This window comes from Pantoea sp. K16 (assembly GCF_048452805.1).
GTDB lineage: Bacteria > Pseudomonadota > Gammaproteobacteria > Enterobacterales > Enterobacteriaceae > Pantoea > Pantoea agglomerans.
This window is the reverse complement of record NZ_JBLWNV010000001.1, coordinates 360,605-378,976: the sequence shown is the minus strand read 5'-3', so window position 1 is coordinate 378,976 and position 18,372 is coordinate 360,605. Positions and strand designations below refer to the sequence as shown.

The window sequence follows — 18,372 nt, the reverse complement described above, 5'->3', positions numbered from 1 at the left end:
CACGATGCGGGCCTGATGCTGTACTGATTCAGAAACTGCTGAGGCAGGCCGCAAGTTGCGGCTTGTCGCTACAACTGATGTGGTGATCGATTCGGTTAATCATATAAGGATAAAACGGGTTAGAGGTGGCGCGCATAATTGAGTCCAGCCCGACAATCAGCACTGCACTCTCGCCGCGCAGTGACAACGTCCCAAAACTGATACCAAACTCATTCTTCTGCGCGGGCGCACTGCCATATAACCCATCCTCGGCCGGGAACGGAATCGCAACGTGCGACAGCGAGTAGAGACCCGCAGGATAGGCAATTGCCAGCGGCTGAATCCGTTCCTGCATCTCTCCCGCGGGAACGCTTTTTGTCACCATCTCCAGTGAGGTGGCGGAGGCATTAGTGATCACCGTGGATGAGTAATTCCGACGCGCTGCAGGCAACAGCTGATTAACCGCGGTATATGAGGAGTGGCGGAATAACGGACTGACGCTGACCGCCTGATTGATATCGAACAGCACCAGTTCGCTGCCGTTCACTGGCAGATAATTATAGAGCGAGCGGATGACCGAAGGCGTACTGACGGTGGAGTCCATCACCGACTGAAAGGTTAGCACGGGCGGGAAACCGGAGAGCTGCTGATTACGCGCATATTGCAGGATCTCTTTCTGCAGCGCCTGCGTCAGCAAATAGGTCTGCCGGGCAGCGTGAACCGGAAAAGAGTTGTATTTAAACGGATTAAACTCCGGCACGATATTCAGCCAGGCCGTTTTCGAAAAGGCAGGGAAAACAGAGGGCAACCCGGCAACACCTGCGAACCGGGCAAAACGAGTCACACCGATCATCGGCGATAACAGAATCAATTGCTGCGGACGACGCAGCGTGTGATCGCCCAGGCTGTCGAGCGCATATTTTACCGCCAGCGCCCCGCCGTTCGAGAAACCCACCAGATGCAGCGGCGTCTGCGTGCCCGCCAGCCGGGTCGCTTCCCGCACCGCCAGGCGTGTGGCGGCCATCCAGTCCTGCCAGTCAACATCGGTCAGACCCGCAGGCACCGTACCGTGACCCGGTAACCGTATCGCCACCGCCACATAACCCTGCTGACGGTAAGCCTCTGCCACATGCCGCAGACTGTAAGGACTGTCGGTCAGTCCATGTAACAGCACTACCGCACCGCGCGGCCTGCCCGTCGGTTGCAGAATATAGGAACGGTTCCAGTCCTGCGCGAAATGCCCCGGATAGATCATGCTGCCAGCATAGTATCGGTTGAGTGGCGTTTTTTCTTCCGCATCCAGTCGGTCACTGACCTGTTGCTTCATCTCGTCGAACAGATGATTTTCGGCCTTGAGGTAGTCAGCATAGGTCGCATTATCAAGCTGTTCCACTGTCAGTTCATGCGGGACCCAGGTGTGCCAGCGATGTAACTCCGGCCCGCGCTCTGCCTCATAGATTCGAATAATCAGTAGCAGCAGTAACAGTACTCCAGACACAATCGCAAGACGCCAGAGCCTGCGGGTGACGGTTTTCCACCTCCGGGTCATAAATCCTTTCCTGAAAAATTAAAATGCATAGCGAAACCACGCGAACAGCACGTTGCCATTATTGTACGTGCCCGGAATATAGGTGAACTGTACATTCAGCGCCTTATAACCGGCAGAGAACAGCGGCAGAATAATCGGTAGCGGAATATAGTTACCAAAATCTTCGCGTGCGGTGATACCGGCGGTTAATCCCGCGCCAAGACGAAAGTCCTGATTCGAACCAGGATACCAGCCCTTCTCCCAGCCATAACCGACAATCGGCTGCCACTCATTGTGTGAGTCTTTGAAAGCCATTGCATAAAGCGCGCTCCAGTTGCCGCTGTCGCTGTAGCGGGAAATGCCCAGACCGCCTCCCCAGGGATTCTCGTTATAGTTATCGGTTTTTTCTTTGTCGTACATAAAGCGGGCGTGCCAGCTGATAAATGGCAGGTAGAGATCGGTATGCTGAGGCGCGTTCCAGGTCTGCGCAACATCGTCAGTGAATCCATTCCACCAGGAGGAGATTGGTGTGTTTTCAGCATGCAATGGCGCAGTAGTCAGCAATGCGGCAAAAACTGCCGTGGTGGTTGAAATTTTCATAGTGCGTACCGGTCAGCGTGCGGAGCAGATGAAAAATGAGTATAGCGCAGAGCCTGAGGCAATCTTTGTCAGCGGTCATGCTTCGCTTAACCGGTAGTTTCTGAAGACAATAACGACAGCTTATTCAGTCAGGTTCTGGCGATTTCAGCCTGAAATCGCCAGACCTGTTTGAAAATTAATCGAGGAAAAATGACTGATTACAGTGAATGTTGTCTGCTGGGATTTAGTGAGGATAAGGATCGGGAAAATGCGGTGCAACGGTATGTAAGTAAGAAGATAACGATATAACAAGATAAGGAGGTAAGGAGGTAAGGAGGTAAGGAGGTAAAACCGGATTCAGCCGGTGGGCCGAATCCGGTGGGAGACTCAGGAGGCTTCAGCCTCTTTTGGCTTTTCACCAAACTTCTCTTTCATGTGTGACTCAATCTCTTCCAGGCTTTTGCCCCGCGTCTCTGGCACCATCGCCATCACGAAGAACAGCGACCCGACGTTAATCGCGGCAAAGATGAAGAAGGTGGTGCTACCAGCATATTCCATTATCGGTGGAAAACCGAAGGCGACTATCGCGTTAAAGATCCACTGTAGTGAGACAGCGCCGCCGGTTAATACGCCACGCAGCTGCATCGGGAACAGCTCCGACATCATCAGCCAGTAGACCGGCGAGATGCACATCTGCATGCAGAACAGGAACAGCAGAATACAGGCCAGGGCGAGGTAGCTCTGCATCAGGCTGGGAGCGATAAAGGTCATCACGCTGCCCAGCATAATCTGCGAAGCGACCACCAGACACAGGCCGGTAATCAGCATCGTCCGGCGCGGGAAGCGACTGACCGCCCAGATACCTACAATCGCCGCCACCACTGAGACCACGCCGTTACCGATGGTCGCGGCAATCGAGGCGCTGGTGCCAAGTCCGGTCTGTTTAAGGATGATCGGGGTGTAATACATAAAACCATTTACCCCGGTGAACTGGGCGACAAAGCCCAGACCGACGCCGATAACCATCAGGCGAATCACCCACTTTTCACGGATCAGGGTTTTCGCATCCGGCCCACGTTCCGCCGCCCTCGCCTGCTTCTTCATCTGCGCCATCTCATGGCGCACTTCACGCGGCGTTTCACGCAGATATTTCAGGATCTTTTTAGCCTCTTTCAGACGCCCTTCCGCGACCAGCCAGTGTGGTGAGGCGGGAACGAAGAACGTGCCGATAAACAGCAAAAGACCCGGCACCATGGCAATTGCCAGCATGTAGCGCCACAGGTGCTCATCATGCAGCAGATAGCTCAGCAGCGTACTGGCAACATAAGCAATGAGCTGTCCGGTAACGATCATCAGCTCATTGCGGCTGACCAGCGGCGCACGCAGGCGCGGTCCGGCAATTTCGGCGATAAACACCGGCACGGTAGAGGAACCGCCGCCGACCGCAATTCCCAGCAGGAAGCGCATTGCCACCATGACGTTGACAGAAGGCGCCAGCGCTGTTCCCAGTGAACCCAGCACAAAAATAACCGCCAGGCTGCGTAAGGTAATACGCCGGCCAAACCGGTCAGAGAAGAAACCACTCAGGAAAGAGCCGATTGCGGCACCGAACACCAGCGAAGAGGCTACCAGCCCTTCAGTGAATGAGTTCAGTCCAAGTCCACCCTGATCGGGTGGTGAGGTCATGTAGGGTAACGCACCCGAGATAATCCCGGTGTCATAACCAAAAGCCAGCGCGCCCATAGTGGCAACCAGTACCACTAAAAAAATGCGCTGGCGTACCGTATCCGCAGGCGCGTGATCGCCCGCTTCACCAGAGTCTGGTGTATTCGTACTCATAATATCCCTGCCATTAATTAGTTAAACATCCGTTTGATTAAATTTCATACGGAATAGAAATGGAACATATTTACCGAGTGGGTAAAGAAGTGTAGACGGTATTTAAAAGTTAGCTTTAGCAATGCGATTTTTATAACAGGGATAGTTAACCGGATAAATAAACCAGCGCAATAATGACGTCGTGAAAGTTATTTTAACATTAGGTTAACACTTTCAGTTCCTGCTGGATCCAGCTCAGGAAATGCGCGACGCGGGGAAACTGGGCAAATCCACGCGGGAAGACCAGATGATGGGCGCTGACGGGCAGACTCTCCTGTTCGGACAAGACTCTGACCAGTTTTCCACTGCGCAGATAATCCTCCGCCAGTAATTCACTTTCAAATATAAGACCGTGGCCTAACATCGCCGCCTCAAGACTCATATAAGAGCGATCAAAGCGAAATAACCACTCTTTATCTGGCTGAGGTAATTGCTGAGAAGCAAACCACTGCGGCCACTGAATAAGCGGCGACTCCGATAATATCAGCGCATGATGAATTAAATCAGCGGCCTGATTAACAGGATGTTTTTTCAGATACTCAGGCGAGGCCAGCACCGACATTCTTTCGTGGCGGATCGTTTTAATCTCGAATGAGTTCCAGTCCGGGAATCCATGGCGTATCGCAATATCAATATTGTCGCGGCTGAAAGATAAATTCTCGTAAGAGCAGGAGAGCGTGAGCTGAAACTCGGGATAGCTGTCGCGAAATTTATGGATGCGCGGCAACAGCCACAGCAGACCGAAACTGGGCGCGCAGTGGATCCTGAGGTTGCTGCGGGCTTTCTCGTTACTGATGCGTGCAGTCGCCTGCGTCAGACTCAGCAGTATCGGACCAATCTCCCTGAGGTAGTGCTCACCCGACAGCGTCAGCACTACGCCCTTTGCCGAACGATTAAACAGAATACAGCCCAATTCACGCTCCAGTTTTGCCAGCTGATGACTGGCCGCCGAAGGCGTAATACTTAATTCCTCGGCCGCACGCGCGACATTACCAAAATGGGCCACCTGCTCAAAAACCCGCAGTGATTTAATCGAAGGTAAGTGATCAGACTGCTTTTCCATCCGCCTCTCCACACTGGAATTTTGTGATGTGTGCCCATTTTTAAATCGCAGAATTGTTAACTGCATCAAACCAACAAATTCATTCAGCATCAAATGAATTTTTTTGCATTGCCAATATTAGCCGCTTTATCAATTCTGATCGTGACCCTGCCGGTAGCGATACCGAACCACTAATAATTATTTTTCTGGAGTGGACAATGTTACTCGAAAATAAAGTTGCGATTATTACAGGTGCCGCCTCTCAGCGCGGCATTGGCCGGGCTACAGCCGCCTGTTTTGCTCAACATGGTGCGCGCGTGGTGGTACTCGATTTAGATCGGCAGGCCGCCCAGGCCAGCGCACAGTCTTGTGGTGATGGGCATCTCGGCCTGGCCACCGATGTGACCGATCCCCTCTCTGTTCGTCGTGCCATCGACCAGGTTCTTGAGCATTTCGGCCGTATTGATGTGCTGGTCAACAATGCAGGTATTACTCAGCCGGTTAAAACACTGGAAATCGGCATCGAGGATTACAACCGTATTCTTGATGTCAATCTGCGCGGCACGCTGCTGATGTCTCAGGCGGTGATCCCCACCATGCAGCAGCAGAAAGGCGGCAGCATCATCTGCCTGTCCTCGGTCTCAGCACAGCGCGGCGGCGGGATTTTCGGTGGCCCGCACTACAGTGCCGCTAAAGCGGGCGTTCTGGGCCTGACTAAAGCGATGGCGCGCGAATTTGGCCCTGACCAGATACGCATTAATGCCCTGACGCCCGGTCTGATCCAGACGGACATCACTGGTGGCTTGTTACAGGATGAACGCCGCCACGCCATTCTCGACGGAATTCCGCTCGGCCGCCTTGGGTCCGCCAGTGACGTCGCTAACGCTGCGCTGTTTCTCGCCAGCGATCTCTCCGGTTATCTCACCGGCATCACGCTGGATGTGAACGGCGGCATGCTGATCCATTAAATAGCGCCCTTCCCTGCCCGCACGCCTGGCGGGCTAACCTCGGGAGTGAACACCATGACCACGCTTAATCTGAGCGCAGCCTCTGCTGCGCGCGATATCACCTATCGCAAAATTGCCTGGCGCCTGATGCCCTGGCTGATGCTCTGTTATCTCTGCGCCTATCTTGATCGCGTCAATGTGGGCTTCGCTAAATTACAGATGATGGATGATTTGTCTCTCAGCGAAACCGTGTATGGACTGGGTGCCGGGATCTTTTTTATCGGCTACTTCTTCTTTGAGGTGCCGAGTAACCTGATCCTGCACCGTGTCGGCGCACGCCGCTGGATTGCCCGCATTATGATCACATGGGGAATCATCTCAGCCCTGTTCGCCTTTGTAGAAACCGCATGGCAGTTCTACCTGCTGCGCTTTCTGCTCGGCGTCGCCGAGGCCGGTCTTGCGCCAGGTTTACTGCTCTACCTGACCTACTGGTTTCCATCACACCGTCGCGCGCGTATGACCGTGCTCTGGTTTGTCGCCATTCCACTCTCAGGGATGATTGGCGGCCCGCTCTCAGGCTGGATTATGGCGACCTTTGCAGGCTTTCACGGATGGGCAGGCTGGCAGTGGATGTTTATGCTTGAAGCTATCCCCACTCTTATTATGGGATTAGTGGTACTGCTGGTTCTGAAGGATCGCGTTGAACAGGCAGAGTGGCTGGATGAAGATGAGAAACGCCGCGTGCGTGCCGATCTGGACGAGGATAATCAGCAGAAAGCCTGTCATGGCACGGTAAAAGCCTTTGTCGCCGACCGTCGTCTGTGGCTGCTGGCGCTGATCTACTTCTGTGTGGTGATGGGTCAGTACGCCCTGACGTTCTGGTTACCGACGCTGGTGAGAAACTCAGGCGTCAGTGAGCCGCTGCATATTGGGCTGCTGACCAGTCTGCCTTACCTCTGCGCCATTATCTTTATGCTGCTGGCCGGGCGCAGTGGCGACCGCTATCGTGAACGCCGCTGGCATCTGATTGTTCCGATGCTGATCGGACTCACCGGACTGACGCTGGCAACTCTGCTGAGCCATAGCGTCTCCCTGTCACTGCTCTCCCTTTGTATTGCCGCTGCGGGCATTCTTTCCGCCTCATCGCTGTTCTGGATGTTGCCGACCAATCTGTTAGGTGGCGTCTCTGCCGCCGCAGGCATCGCCGCCGTGAACTGCATTGCTAATCTGGCCGGTTTTTTCTCACCGTGGCTGATAGGCACCATCACCACCGCAACCGGTACGCCCGCTTCCGGAATGTACTTTATTGCTGCCGTCCTGCTGGGTGGCGCGCTATGCGTGCTGCGCATCCGGGCAGCGGACGTTAATCGTTAATCAGGAGGTAATATGACTGACTCTCGTCACGCTTCACACGTGCTCTCATTGCAGCAACGAGCCACCAATATTCGCCGCCATGCCTTATTAATGGGGCAGATTCAGGGGCAGGGATATATCGGTCAGGCGCTGGGTGCCGCCGATTTGCTTGCTGTCAGCTATTTCCACGCCATGAATTACCGGCCGGATCAACCTGAGTGGGAAGAGCGCGATCGCTTCTATCTGTCGATTGGCCATTACGCTATCGCCCTTTACGCCGCCTTGCTGGAAGCAGGCGTGATACCTGAAGAGGAAAGGGAAACTTATGGGACTGATGAGAGCCGCTTGCCGATGTCCGGCATGGCTGCCTATACCCCAGGCATGGAAATTACCGGCGGTTCACTGGGTCATGGCTTAGGTATTGCTGTGGGTGCCTGTCTGGGGCTGAAACAGAAAGGCTCGCAGGCACGAGTCTATAACCTGCTTTCAGATGGTGAACTGAATGAAGGCTCTACCTGGGAAGCGGCAATGTCCGCCTCACACTGGCAACTTGATAACCTGATCGCGCTTATCGACGTCAACAATCAGCAGGCTGACGGCCATAGCAGTGAGATTCTCGCTTTTGAACCCATTGTGGATCGCTGGCAGGCTTTTGGCTGGTACACCCAGCGGGTTGATGGCAACGATATCTCTGCTTTGCAGGCCGCCTTTGATGCGGCTCGCAGCTGGCCCGAACCCCAGCCGCGCGTCATCATTTGCGATACCCGAATGGGCAAAGGGGTGCCGTTTCTGGAAAGTCGTGAGAAAAACCACTTTATTCGGGTCGATGCCGATGAGTGGGACAAAGCCCTGACTGCACTTGAGCAAGGAGTCTGAGATGAGTTCACAACCGCAAAAAAAACGTCTGACCACATCCGCCATGATCGCCTCGATCGCCGCTGAAGGCCAGCCCACGGTTTCAGCTCCTTTTGGACATGCCCTGGTCTCTCTGGCAGAGCAGCGCTCAGATGTGGTCGGGCTGACGGCTGATTTAAGTAAATACACCGATCTGCACCTGTTCGCAGAGGCTTTTCCGAAACGCTTTTATCAGATGGGCATGGCGGAACAGTTACTGATGAGCGCCGCAGCGGGCATGGCGCGTGAAGGCTTTATGCCTTTTGTCACCACGTATGCCGTCTTTGCTTCCCGCCGCGCTTATGATTTTATCTGCATGGCCATCGCCGAAGAGAATCTGAATGTTAAAATCGCCTGCGCACTGCCGGGCCTGACCACCGGTTATGGACCGAGTCATCAGGCGACTGATGACCTGGCAATCTTCCGTGGCATGCCGAACCTGACTATCATCGATCCCTGCGATGCACTGGAGATTAGCCAGGTGATACCGGCTATCGCTGAACATCAGGGTCCGGTCTATTTGCGCCTGCTGCGCGGTAAGGTTCCGCTGGTGCTGGATAAATATGACTATCGCTATCAGCACGGTAAGGCTCAGCGCCTGCGCGGCGGTAAGCATGCCGTTATTATCAGCAGCGGATTGATGACCATGCGGGCGCTTGAGGCCGCTGAAGCGCTGGAGAAGCAGGGGATTGAGGTCGGTGTGGTTCACTCACCCATGATTAAGCCTCTGGATGAAGAGACCACCCTGCGTGAGGCGGGAGTAGCACTGCATCATAACCAGCTGGTTATCACCGCTGAAAATCATTCGATAACCGGTGGCTTAGGCGAAGCTATTGCCGGCCTGTTAATGCGAAACCATGTGACACCGCGCTTTAAACAGATTGCGCTGCCGGATGCTTTCCTTGCAGCAGGCGCACTACCGACGCTGCATGACCGTTATGGCATATCAACGGATGCCATGGTTAAGCAAATCACCGCCTGGCTTGAAGCCTGATTCATATCAAAACCGGGCCTGGCCCGGTTTTCTTCTGCATAGGTTCGCTGCTGCCGTGGAAGATCATCATTGCATTACGTCACTTCACATCGGTCTGATTACTGATTGCAGTGGTCAGCACTCTCTGCGCATCAGCAACTACGCTGTATGCTGATAACAGCCACTTATAACCCGGTTCAATGCCATACAGACGTTATTTCTCGCAATTCACTGTAAACAGCAGTGCAGTGAGCCATCGCCTTTTATCAGGTAGGCCGATAGGGGCTCTTCGTCCGTAAGCTGCCGATTTCATCTGCTTTACCCAATACAGTGAATCTGATGCCATGCAACTACCTTTCCGTCATGAGCAGACTGTGACAATCTTTTCGCGCTGATCAGGTTTTAATGGAGTTCCCTGCCAAAGCTGCATCTTGTATCGCACCTCTTCAAAAAAAATTTTATCGCGCAGAAAAAGTTATCCACTTTTTCTGTGGATAAGTGAGGGATAGTTTCTGAGTATCTTTTTTCACTCTCTGTTCAGGACTTTACTGCTCTCAAGATACGCCTCTTTTCTAATCTTATCCGTTCGCCCTCAGGCCTGAAACGAGGGAGCGTTTAACTGCAGGCATGGCGATTTCAGGCTGAAATTCTTGCATCTTTTATATTAAAAACAAACAGTTAATCACGAAATATCGCTGGCGGGCTAATGTTTGGAGAAAGGCCAGGCAGAGGGTTTAGCGGAGTGTGTGAAGCCGGTACGCTGTTACTGAGGTTCAGTGGGGGTTGATTGGTCACTAATGAACCAGCCCCGGAAAATCATTACTTGCAATATTCTGACCGTCGGATGCGCGCTGACGGCGATGAGATTCATCAACGATAGCATCAGACGAAAAACGTTATCTCTGTTTATAGTGACCTGTGCGGTTTGGAAGGGGCCTGGGTATCTGGCGAAAGAGTTCAGCGAAGTGGCGATTTCATGCAGTTTTTCAGCAAGAGATAATAAAGCAATTTATTATATTTCAATATCTTAAGCAGGAATTCACACTTAAAAATCTGGCGATTTCAGCCTGAAATTTGGGTGTCCGCCATCTCTTTTAACGACGACTCGCTACAAAAATCGAAAAAAAAGCCAGCGTTTATCGCTGGCTGATTTGAGTGCAGATACGTTAACGGTTGAGATATTTTTTCAGGGTCTCCGCAATAACTTTATCCAGCTCTTCCTGCAACTCTTTCGACTGCCGGTTAAATTCATAACTGAACATCCGTCCGCGTACCTTTTTGCGGGCGAAGCGATCTTTATCAGCAAAAGACCAGAGCGCAGTCGCCTGGGTTTTATCTTTCTCCGGTTCTTTGATCAGAGTCTGGCTACCCTGTCGAATCAGACGCAGAATATGATTTTTAAGCTCGTCCTCGGCCAGACCTTCACGGGCACAGACCACATCAATTTCCCTTGAAATGGATTTGATCAGAGCTTCAACGCTTTGCCCGGACTCACTCAACTTGTCAGCTGCCTGTAACAACGCTTTATAGTCGGGATAGGTCAGCTCAGCGTGATTAGGAAAAAGTGAAATCAAATCTGACGGAACGCTGGCGGCCTGCAGGGCACGCGTCACTTTTGCCTGGGACAAACCCTGATTTTCAGCAATCTCCTTCTGCGACAAACCGCCATCTTTAAGCGTCAACAGACGCATACCCACTTCGCGCAGATTGTGTTCCCGTGCCGTCTGAATATCCTGCGCCAGTCGGCGGGCTTCATCAGCGGTGATGGCCGCGTCAGTGATCAGCACGTCCAGGCCGGTTTTGCAGTAGAGTGCGGCTGCACGACGACGTGAGCCATCCAGGATTTCGATGCGGTCATCGCGCATCACGCCAATAGCGGGAAAGAACTGCTGCAGCTTAATGGTCCGGATAATGTCGCGCAGCGAATCAGGTGTCAGGCCTGCCTGATCGCGACCGTTGGTTTCCATTGTGACAAACGTTTTGCTTTCAACGTCGCTGGCGGCAATGCGTTCAAAACGAAACAACGCGCGCTTGCCCGTTGCCAGAACAAATGTCTGGTTGTGCTGGCTGTCTGGCGTGTCATTTTCCAGTGGAGTCTGGCTGAAGGTTCTGCCAATCGTAATTCTTTTTGCGCTCATACAAACCTCAGTTCAGGCGAATAAATTCGATACGGTCGAAGACGGCTTTAGCAAAGTCTTCTGCGGCGGATCGTGCATTCTTCAATGCTTCGCTGCTGCCGACGTAGGTCGAAGGATTGGCGGAGATAACCGTATCAAAGGATTCGCCACAACGTTCGAAACCATCAAGGCGGGGAAGGGCAGCATCAAGCATGTCGCCACCAAAAATCTCTTTTGCCAGGCTGTGACAGAGTTTGTGGTCCGCTTTATTGGAGAGCTTCGACATGAAGCCAATATTACCCTGCAGCCGACAGGTCGCGCCGGAGTCTTCGATAATCGCAATCAGTTCCGGAAGACGTGTCAGGTATTTCAGTGTCGAGTGAAAGTCTACCTGAGCCGGTGGCACCGGAGTCATCAGAAGATCTGATGCTGCAATCGCATTCTTCAGGAAGGCATCAAGATGCGGGCCGCTGTCGATAAAGATAAAGTCATAATCTTTTTTCAGTTTGGCAATAACGTTGTCATACAACACGGCGTGAACGTTCTGTTGCGGAAGATGCTCAGCACAAAGCTGATCCCAGCTTGAGGCGATAAAGGCGTCATCAATCGATGCTGGCAGCACATCCACACCCGGAATGATCGACGGAACGATAAACTCGTTGACCAGCTCATCTCGTGAGACATTCTGCAGCATTGCCTGCGCCGCAGTCGCTTCCACCAGCCCGACGGAGCGCTCGTGGTTCAGAAACATGGTTGCTGAGGACTGCGGATCAAGGTCGATAACCAGGATGCGCAAATCTTCAAAAAGAAGATGGGGATGTGCACGTAGCGCATGTGCCAGCGAGACGGTAGAAACCGTTTTGGAGACGCCGCCCTTCAGATTACCAACAAACAGGGTATAGGCTTCACTGTGGCGATCGCGATACTTCGGCACGCCACGATGATGATAGATATCGATAATATTCTGAATCGACATAGCATATTTAACGGAAGAACCGGCCGCACGTTTATCAAATTGATAACCGCTCTCTTCCATCTCATTGACTGCGTAATCCACACTGGCTCGGGTCAGTTTGGGCAACTTTGCCAGCGCCGCTTTGGCATAGACCTGATAGTAGGTATTTTCATGCAGTTCCTGCTTTTGCGCCTGAATTTGCTCGGTGAGACTTAGCAGCATGCGTTCTGAACGCTGCGCAACCTTCATCACCTGCTTGTCATCATTAGCCATAGTTGCTCCAAACATGTAGGATTTATGACTTTATACAGAAATCCTGCACGTGAGGCAATAAATTATCTTCTCAACATAATCTCCGTTTTTATGTAACCACACGGGTTTTGGTGAGCTTCATCACATTATTTCGTCTGGCCGAATATATTTTGCAGGTTAATTGCGGTAAGCATTCACTGTAATCAGCAGAACATTCACTGTAGTGAGCAAACAGGTTTAAAAAATCATCAGCCAAACCGGGTACATTGAGCGGGAAAGGGGAGAACACAGAAGACGAACCTTGAGATCAAACGTTCACTGTAGTCAGTAAAGCTTGTGTCTCTTTCGGTGACGTTATGGAGCAGGCGAAAGAGCGATGGATACATTGATAAATGGATTTCAGGCAGTGACTGCAGGTTGCAGTGCTGATCTTTGCCACTGCATCACTTCAACATTCACTATAGTCAGTAGCGTTTTACGTGTTCAGCTCTGTGAAGAGCAACGTTCACTGTAATCAGTAAACTTGCCGATCAGGAGCCAGAAGAGGGAGCAGGGCAGAGTAAACGTTCACAGTAGTCAGTAAGGATGGGTTGAATAATCCTCAGCGGATGATAAAAGCATCGGAATCTGGAGAGGGAATATACACCGGCAATGTCACAACAAGGTCTGGTGTGCGGTACAGAAGCGTAAAGCCCATAAACGTTCACTGTAATCAGTAAATCCAGAAAGCAGTAAACATTCACTATAGTCAGTAACACTACTAGTGGAAGAGGGATGAGAAGAAGAACAGCCACGCAAACATTCACTGTAGTCAGTAGTCAGTAGTCAGCAGTCAGCAGTCAGCAGTAAGTAGACAGAGGCGATTCCATTCTGCATCAGGGCGTGCCGACAGGGTCGTAATATGAGTCAGTAGTTAGCAGTAAGTAGACAGAGGCGATTCTGTTCTGCATCAGAGTGTGCCGACGTTGTTCCGAGTCATGAAGTGACCAGACCTTGCGAGCAACGGCTTCTTCTGTCGCCCTTCAGCCAGTCATGCACCAGCCCCGTATCGTATACATCAGCAATGCCGTCAGCAGGTTCACTTTAACGTTCACTGTAATCAGTAGAATGCACGATGCCTTCAGGTACACCGCAGCAAACATTCACTGTAATCAGCAGAACGTTCACTGTAATCAGTACAAGATTAGCATCTCGCCATGGCAGTTATGACTCGCTTAAGACCGGACATCTGGCAACAACGTTCACTGTAATCAGTAGCGATTCGGAAAGCCGTTTAAGAGATTCAATGGTGAGGCGAGGGTAGTGCCCATCAGCAAACATTCACTGTAATCAGTAACAGTGTCACGCTGTTCTCTCTGGTTACGTGTGTCATTCAGGTCATACGTATCATGTGAATCACGCTGAGCAGACCCCTCATGGTAAACCGCATCCAACCCTGATTTGCTGGCCAGCCAGTAATGCTCTTTGAGAACAGGGCAGAGCAAAGGCATTCACTGTAGTCAGTAAAAAGGATTCACTGTAGTCAGTAAAAAGGATTCACTGTAATCAGCAGAGAGAGGCTTAGCCAACCGAAGTCAGGGCATTCACTGTAATCAGTAAACACAGTATAATTGAGTGCTAACAAATATGAGAGTAAGTACTAACTTACTTGTTAAGCCTTATAAAATGGCACGCAGAGGGGAGAGGGGGGAAGAACACACTTTTGCCCGGAGGCCCGTATACTGATTACAGTGAACGTTACTGATCACAGTGAATCTCTGGAGAGTACTGATTACAGTGAATGAAGAGTGGATGGCGCAATGTCACCGGTAACGCAGAAAGTGACACTGCCACGCAGGAATACTGATTACAGTGAACGTGAGGGGTTAATCATCAAACTCGATCTCATCCAGCGAATCGATGCTCTCCAGATTACTGATGCCATCAAGCTTAGGCGTACGGCTGTGGATAATAAAAAAGACTGAGCGGCCACGCTTCACTTCTGAGTAATCCAGATAACCGATCTCTTTCAGCTGCTCCATCGCGCGCCGCACGACATGGTTCTGCGTGGTGGTCTTAGAGCCGAGGTTCAGGCGCATACGCAGGCGTGCAAGCGAGATAGGCGCCGGATTGGTTGGCAGGCTTTCCAGGAAAGTGTAAAGCGCCTGCGCAGACTCTTTACGCTTCAGACGGGATATTGCACGGAGCTGAAGCAGGACCTTGTGGTCGAAGTTATAGAGTTCGAACAGCTTGGGGTCGGCCTGGATGCGCACAATATCTTTTTCGCGATCGTAATAAGCAGACTGAACAAGGTGGGTGTGATAGGCCTTGCCGTTGCCTTCAAAAGAGAGCGTATTGGTCGCGATGCGGCGCAGAGAGGCATCAAGACGCTTGCGCAGGGCGGCTGAAGAGTTGGCAGAGGGAATGCCACACATCTTCACAAAATCGATAAACGGCAGCGTGACGGTATCGCCTTTGGTCGGATAGCGGGAAAACGATTGAATAATACCCGCCCAGGTTTTGAAATCGTTATCCATATCCAGCCGCGCGCCGGTAATGGTAATCTTTTCGTAGCCTTCCGCTTTCACCAGCGTCAGATTCTTCAGCTCTTTCGTCGCATCTGTTGATGCCATCGCACCGGATTTACCGCGTGCAGTAGATTTCAGCGTCGGCACGAACAGCCCAAGACGCATTAAAGCGACGGGCTGAACAGTATTATTCTTGTTGGGATGAAGCTGAATAACTTCACCGCTGTTTTTTGTCACTGACAGAAAAGGTTCAAGTAACGCTTTGTTTTCGTTGTCTTTATCTGCCATGGCGTAAGATCTTCATTCTGTGGATGAAAGGGATCGTTTTCTGACTACAGTGAACATTAGCACTGTTTACAGTGAACATTCTACCTGGTACAGTGAATAAAGTACTGATTACAGTGAACACTTTACTGATTATAGTGAACGCGATCACCCTTTCAGCCCTTGTGGGGTGCGGCCTGCGACGATCGGGGATCTCTTAGGATCTCTATATGATCTATTAAGGATCGTTTATTAGGATCTGGTCACTGTATAAGTGGAAAACTTAAGGCGTAACATCTTTTTCAAATGTGCTGACCATCAGCAAAAACTGGCCCGCAATCTGCCCACTGCCTGACAGGCTAATCAGCTACAGCAGCCTTCATTCTCAATAAATAAACAACTTCCTCACTATTATTCATTTTTCATCATCAACTACAGCGCGTATTGTCTCTCCATCACTGACAGAATGAGGAAAACGGCACCATGACTGAACATGCCTTATCACGTAACCCTACAACTGGTGAAATTCTGGCACGCTATCCTTTGCAGAACAGTGCAGAGCTGGAACAGACACTGACTGAAAGCGCATCTGCTTTTGCAGCATGGAAACGCAGCACCATGACGGACCGCATTCGCGTATTGCGTCAGCTTGGCGAACAGATCCGTCTGCGTGAGCAGGATCTTTCCCGCATGATCACCCTGGAGATGGGTAAACCCATTGCACAGGCACGCGCTGAAGTTCTGAAATGCGCTAACTTATGCGACTGGTATGCGGAACATGGCCCTGCAATGCTGGCCGATCAGCCTACGCAGATTGCCGATGCGTGGCAGCGATTCCGTCCCATCGGGGTGATCCTGGCTGTAATGCCATGGAATTTCCCCTTGTGGCAGGTTCTGCGGGGCGCAGTGAGTATGTTGCTGGCAGGCAACACCTATCTGCTCAAACACGCGCCTAACGTCATGGGAAGCGCCACACTGATGGCTGAGCTGTTCAGGGCAACCGATCTGCCTGCTGGCGGCTTTAACCTGATCAACGTTGACAATGATGGTGTCTCCGTAGCCATCAAAGATGACCGTATTGCCGCCGTTGCCGTTACCGGAAGTGTCCGGGCTGGCGCCGCGATCGCCGCACAGGCGGGCGCAGCACTTAAGAAAACCGTGCTGGAGCTGGGTGGATCCGATCCCTTTATCGTGCTGGCGGATGCCGATCTTGATGAAGCGGTTAAATCAGCCGTTATTGGACGTTTCCAGAATACCGGACAGGTGTGTATGGCTGCCAAACGCTTTATTTTGGAAGCTCCGATCGCTGAAGAATTTGAAAAACGCTTCACTGCCGCGGTCCAGGCACTCACCATGGGCGATCCGCTGGATGAAAATACCTTCCTGGGCCCGATGGCACGCGCCGATCTGCGTGACGAACTGGATGGACAGGTAAAGGCCACGCTGCGTGAAGGTGCACGTCTGGTACTGGGCGGCGAGAAAGTGGCAGGGCAGGGTAACTACTACGCGCCGACCATTCTCGCTGATGTCACCAGCGACATGACCGCGTTCAGGCAGGAGCTGTTTGGCCCGGTAGCCGCTATTGCGGTCGCAAGGGATCCACAACATGCGCTGGAGATCGCCAACGACAGCGAATTTGGCCTCAGCGCCACCGTCTGGAGCGGTAATGAAGAGATTGCCGATCGGCTGGCGCTGCAGCTGGAAGTCGGTGCTGTGTTTATTAATGGCAACGGCGCGTCCGATCCGCGCGTTACCATCGGTGGTGTGAAGAAAAGCGGCTACGGCCGTGAACTGTCGCACTTTGGTGTGCACGAATTCTGTAACGTGCAGACCGTGTGGAAGAATCGTCGCTAGTATTTACTGTGCCGACGGAAGATAAGCGGGCGCTGTTTTAGCGACCACACTGAGCGGACGCAGCAACCGATGCGGTGCAAACGCACTCAGCATTGGTGAGCCTGTGCCGCTCAGCATCTCCTCAGCCACCAGCCTGCCCAGCAATGGGGCAAGTGTCATGCCGCTATGGCTGATCATCAGATAAACGCGTGCTGACTCGCTGATGTAGCCTAATGCCGGCAAGCCATCTGCCGGACGCGACCGCTGTCCTGTTTCAATCCGCTCAATTCTCGCGCCTTCCGTGTTTTTAAACAGCCGCCGCAATCGACGCAGCATCTCTTTGCCAATCAGTCCATCCGGCGAGACCGGCCGCGCCGGATCGGCGTGCTGATCCAGATCCAGCGCCTGCAGCATCAGACGGCCACCGCCATCCGGCCGCACATTCAGTTCCGGGGTAATCAGATTGCATTTAAGTGGGATCGGCAAAGGCTGTGTCTGCGCCAGAAAACTGCAGGCAACAGGATCGGCGCGGTTCGCATCGGTCATCGCCAGTTCAAGCCCGCACTGGCTTATCAGTTCCGGTGCCCAGCGGCCGGTCGCCAGCACCAGCTGATCGCCGCGCCATTCATCCCCACTGGCCAGCGTAAGATGGACATCCTGCGCCGATTCAGTGAGCGTCGTCACTTCATTGTTGCAGACCAGCTGCCCGCCACTGGTACGCAGCTCTGCCAGCAGAGAGGCGATAAACAGGCTCGGATAAAGCAGACACTCCGACGGGAAAGACCAGGCGTGCTGAACGCGGGGATCGAGCCGCAACTCGGGCATTGCACCCAGAAGTGCGGCGCGGCTACGTTTCTCTACGGGGTAATCGAGCGTCGTAAGCTTTGCTGCGCGCTGCGCCAGCTGGCGCAGGGATGATTCATCGGCTGCCCACTCCAGCGTGCCGGTTTCCAGCAGCCATCGGGGCGATGCAGGATGGCTGGCCTGCCAGCGCTTGTGCTCGTCTATCGCATGGGCATTAAGATCATGATAGCTGGTGGGTTCTTTGCCGTTGGCATTGACCCAGGCATAGCTGATCTGACTGGTTCCGCTGCCAGGATAGTTTTTATCGAAGACGGTGACCTGTGCGCCCCGTCGCGACAATGACTGCGCGACGGCTAAACCCAGCACGCCTGCACCGATTACGGCAATACGTTGTGGCATATCTGGTCTCTCCTGAACAGGGATTAGTGGAAAACTGCTACCCGCCGGTTCGTTTACTATTGCGAAGT

At 52.5% G+C, this 18,372-nt stretch carries 13 protein-coding genes; 5 read left to right on the top strand and 8 right to left on the bottom strand.

Features of this window, described 5'->3' with window-relative positions; genetic code table 11:
• Positions 1-28: 28 nt before the first annotated feature.
• The 4 genes from ACK13D_RS01790 to ACK13D_RS01775 form a co-directional block, all read right to left on the bottom strand.
• Positions 29-1,528, bottom strand: a complete 1,500-nt coding sequence (locus tag ACK13D_RS01790; RefSeq protein WP_033787208.1) for an alpha/beta fold hydrolase — start codon at positions 1,526-1,528, stop codon at positions 29-31.
• An 18-nt stretch (positions 1,529-1,546) separates the two neighbouring features.
• A complete protein-coding gene (pagP, locus tag ACK13D_RS01785; protein WP_167423112.1) occupies positions 1,547-2,107 on the bottom strand; it encodes a lipid IV(A) palmitoyltransferase PagP in 561 nt (186 codons plus the stop codon).
• Positions 2,108-2,473: 366 nt separating this feature from the next.
• Positions 2,474-3,925 (bottom strand): sugar porter family MFS transporter, encoded by a 1,452-nt coding sequence (locus ACK13D_RS01780; RefSeq protein WP_010670588.1) that lies wholly within the window; start codon positions 3,923-3,925, stop codon positions 2,474-2,476.
• Between the two features lie 199 nt (positions 3,926-4,124).
• Entirely contained in the window at positions 4,125-5,027 is a 903-nt protein-coding gene (locus ACK13D_RS01775; RefSeq protein ID WP_010246833.1) for a LysR substrate-binding domain-containing protein, read from the bottom strand.
• Between the two features lie 197 nt (positions 5,028-5,224).
• Between ACK13D_RS01775 and ACK13D_RS01770 the strand changes: the two genes are divergently transcribed.
• Genes ACK13D_RS01770 through ACK13D_RS01755 form a run of 4 tightly spaced genes read left to right on the top strand, consistent with a single transcriptional unit; the run spans position 5,225 to position 9,194 of the window.
• On the top strand, positions 5,225-5,974 hold the full coding sequence (locus ACK13D_RS01770) for an SDR family NAD(P)-dependent oxidoreductase (protein ID WP_418795519.1): 750 nt from the start codon (positions 5,225-5,227) through the stop codon (positions 5,972-5,974).
• Positions 5,975-6,028: 54 nt separating this feature from the next.
• Positions 6,029-7,327 (top strand): MFS transporter, encoded by a 1,299-nt coding sequence (locus tag ACK13D_RS01765; protein ID WP_033779972.1) that lies wholly within the window; start codon positions 6,029-6,031, stop codon positions 7,325-7,327.
• 12 nt (positions 7,328-7,339) lie between these two features.
• The gene (locus tag ACK13D_RS01760) at positions 7,340-8,182 is read left to right on the top strand and encodes a transketolase (RefSeq protein ID WP_062759016.1); all 843 of its coding nucleotides are present in this window, start codon (positions 7,340-7,342) and stop codon (positions 8,180-8,182) included.
• Position 8,183: 1 nt separating this feature from the next.
• Positions 8,184-9,194: a transketolase family protein gene (locus ACK13D_RS01755; RefSeq protein WP_418795516.1), complete on the top strand. Its 1,011-nt coding sequence runs from the start codon at positions 8,184-8,186 to the stop codon at positions 9,192-9,194.
• A 1,145-nt stretch (positions 9,195-10,339) separates the two neighbouring features.
• Here the strand turns inward: ACK13D_RS01755 and ACK13D_RS01750 are convergent.
• The 3 genes from ACK13D_RS01750 to ACK13D_RS01740 all read right to left on the bottom strand — a co-directional run bounded on the left by ACK13D_RS01750 (position 10,340) and on the right by ACK13D_RS01740 (position 15,292).
• Positions 10,340-11,311: a ParB family protein gene (locus tag ACK13D_RS01750; RefSeq protein WP_010246824.1), complete on the bottom strand. Its 972-nt coding sequence runs from the start codon at positions 11,309-11,311 to the stop codon at positions 10,340-10,342.
• Between the two features lie 7 nt (positions 11,312-11,318).
• On the bottom strand, positions 11,319-12,518 hold the full coding sequence (locus tag ACK13D_RS01745) for an AAA family ATPase (RefSeq protein WP_010670591.1): 1,200 nt from the start codon (positions 12,516-12,518) through the stop codon (positions 11,319-11,321).
• Positions 12,519-14,362: 1,844 nt separating this feature from the next.
• Positions 14,363-15,292, bottom strand: coding sequence for a RepB family plasmid replication initiator protein (locus tag ACK13D_RS01740; RefSeq protein ID WP_010246820.1), 930 nt, complete (start codon positions 15,290-15,292; stop codon positions 14,363-14,365).
• 459 nt (positions 15,293-15,751) lie between these two features.
• Here ACK13D_RS01740 and ACK13D_RS01735 point away from each other — a divergent pair, with 459 nt between their 5' ends.
• Positions 15,752-17,122, top strand: a complete 1,371-nt coding sequence (locus ACK13D_RS01735) for an aldehyde dehydrogenase family protein (protein WP_163641555.1) — start codon at positions 15,752-15,754, stop codon at positions 17,120-17,122.
• A 3-nt stretch (positions 17,123-17,125) separates the two neighbouring features.
• On the opposite strand, the gene ACK13D_RS01730 is transcribed toward ACK13D_RS01735, so the two are convergent.
• Complete coding sequence (locus ACK13D_RS01730; protein ID WP_418795513.1) at positions 17,126-18,304, bottom strand: NAD(P)/FAD-dependent oxidoreductase; 1,179 nt, start codon at positions 18,302-18,304, stop codon at positions 17,126-17,128.
• Positions 18,305-18,372 lie beyond the last annotated feature (68 nt).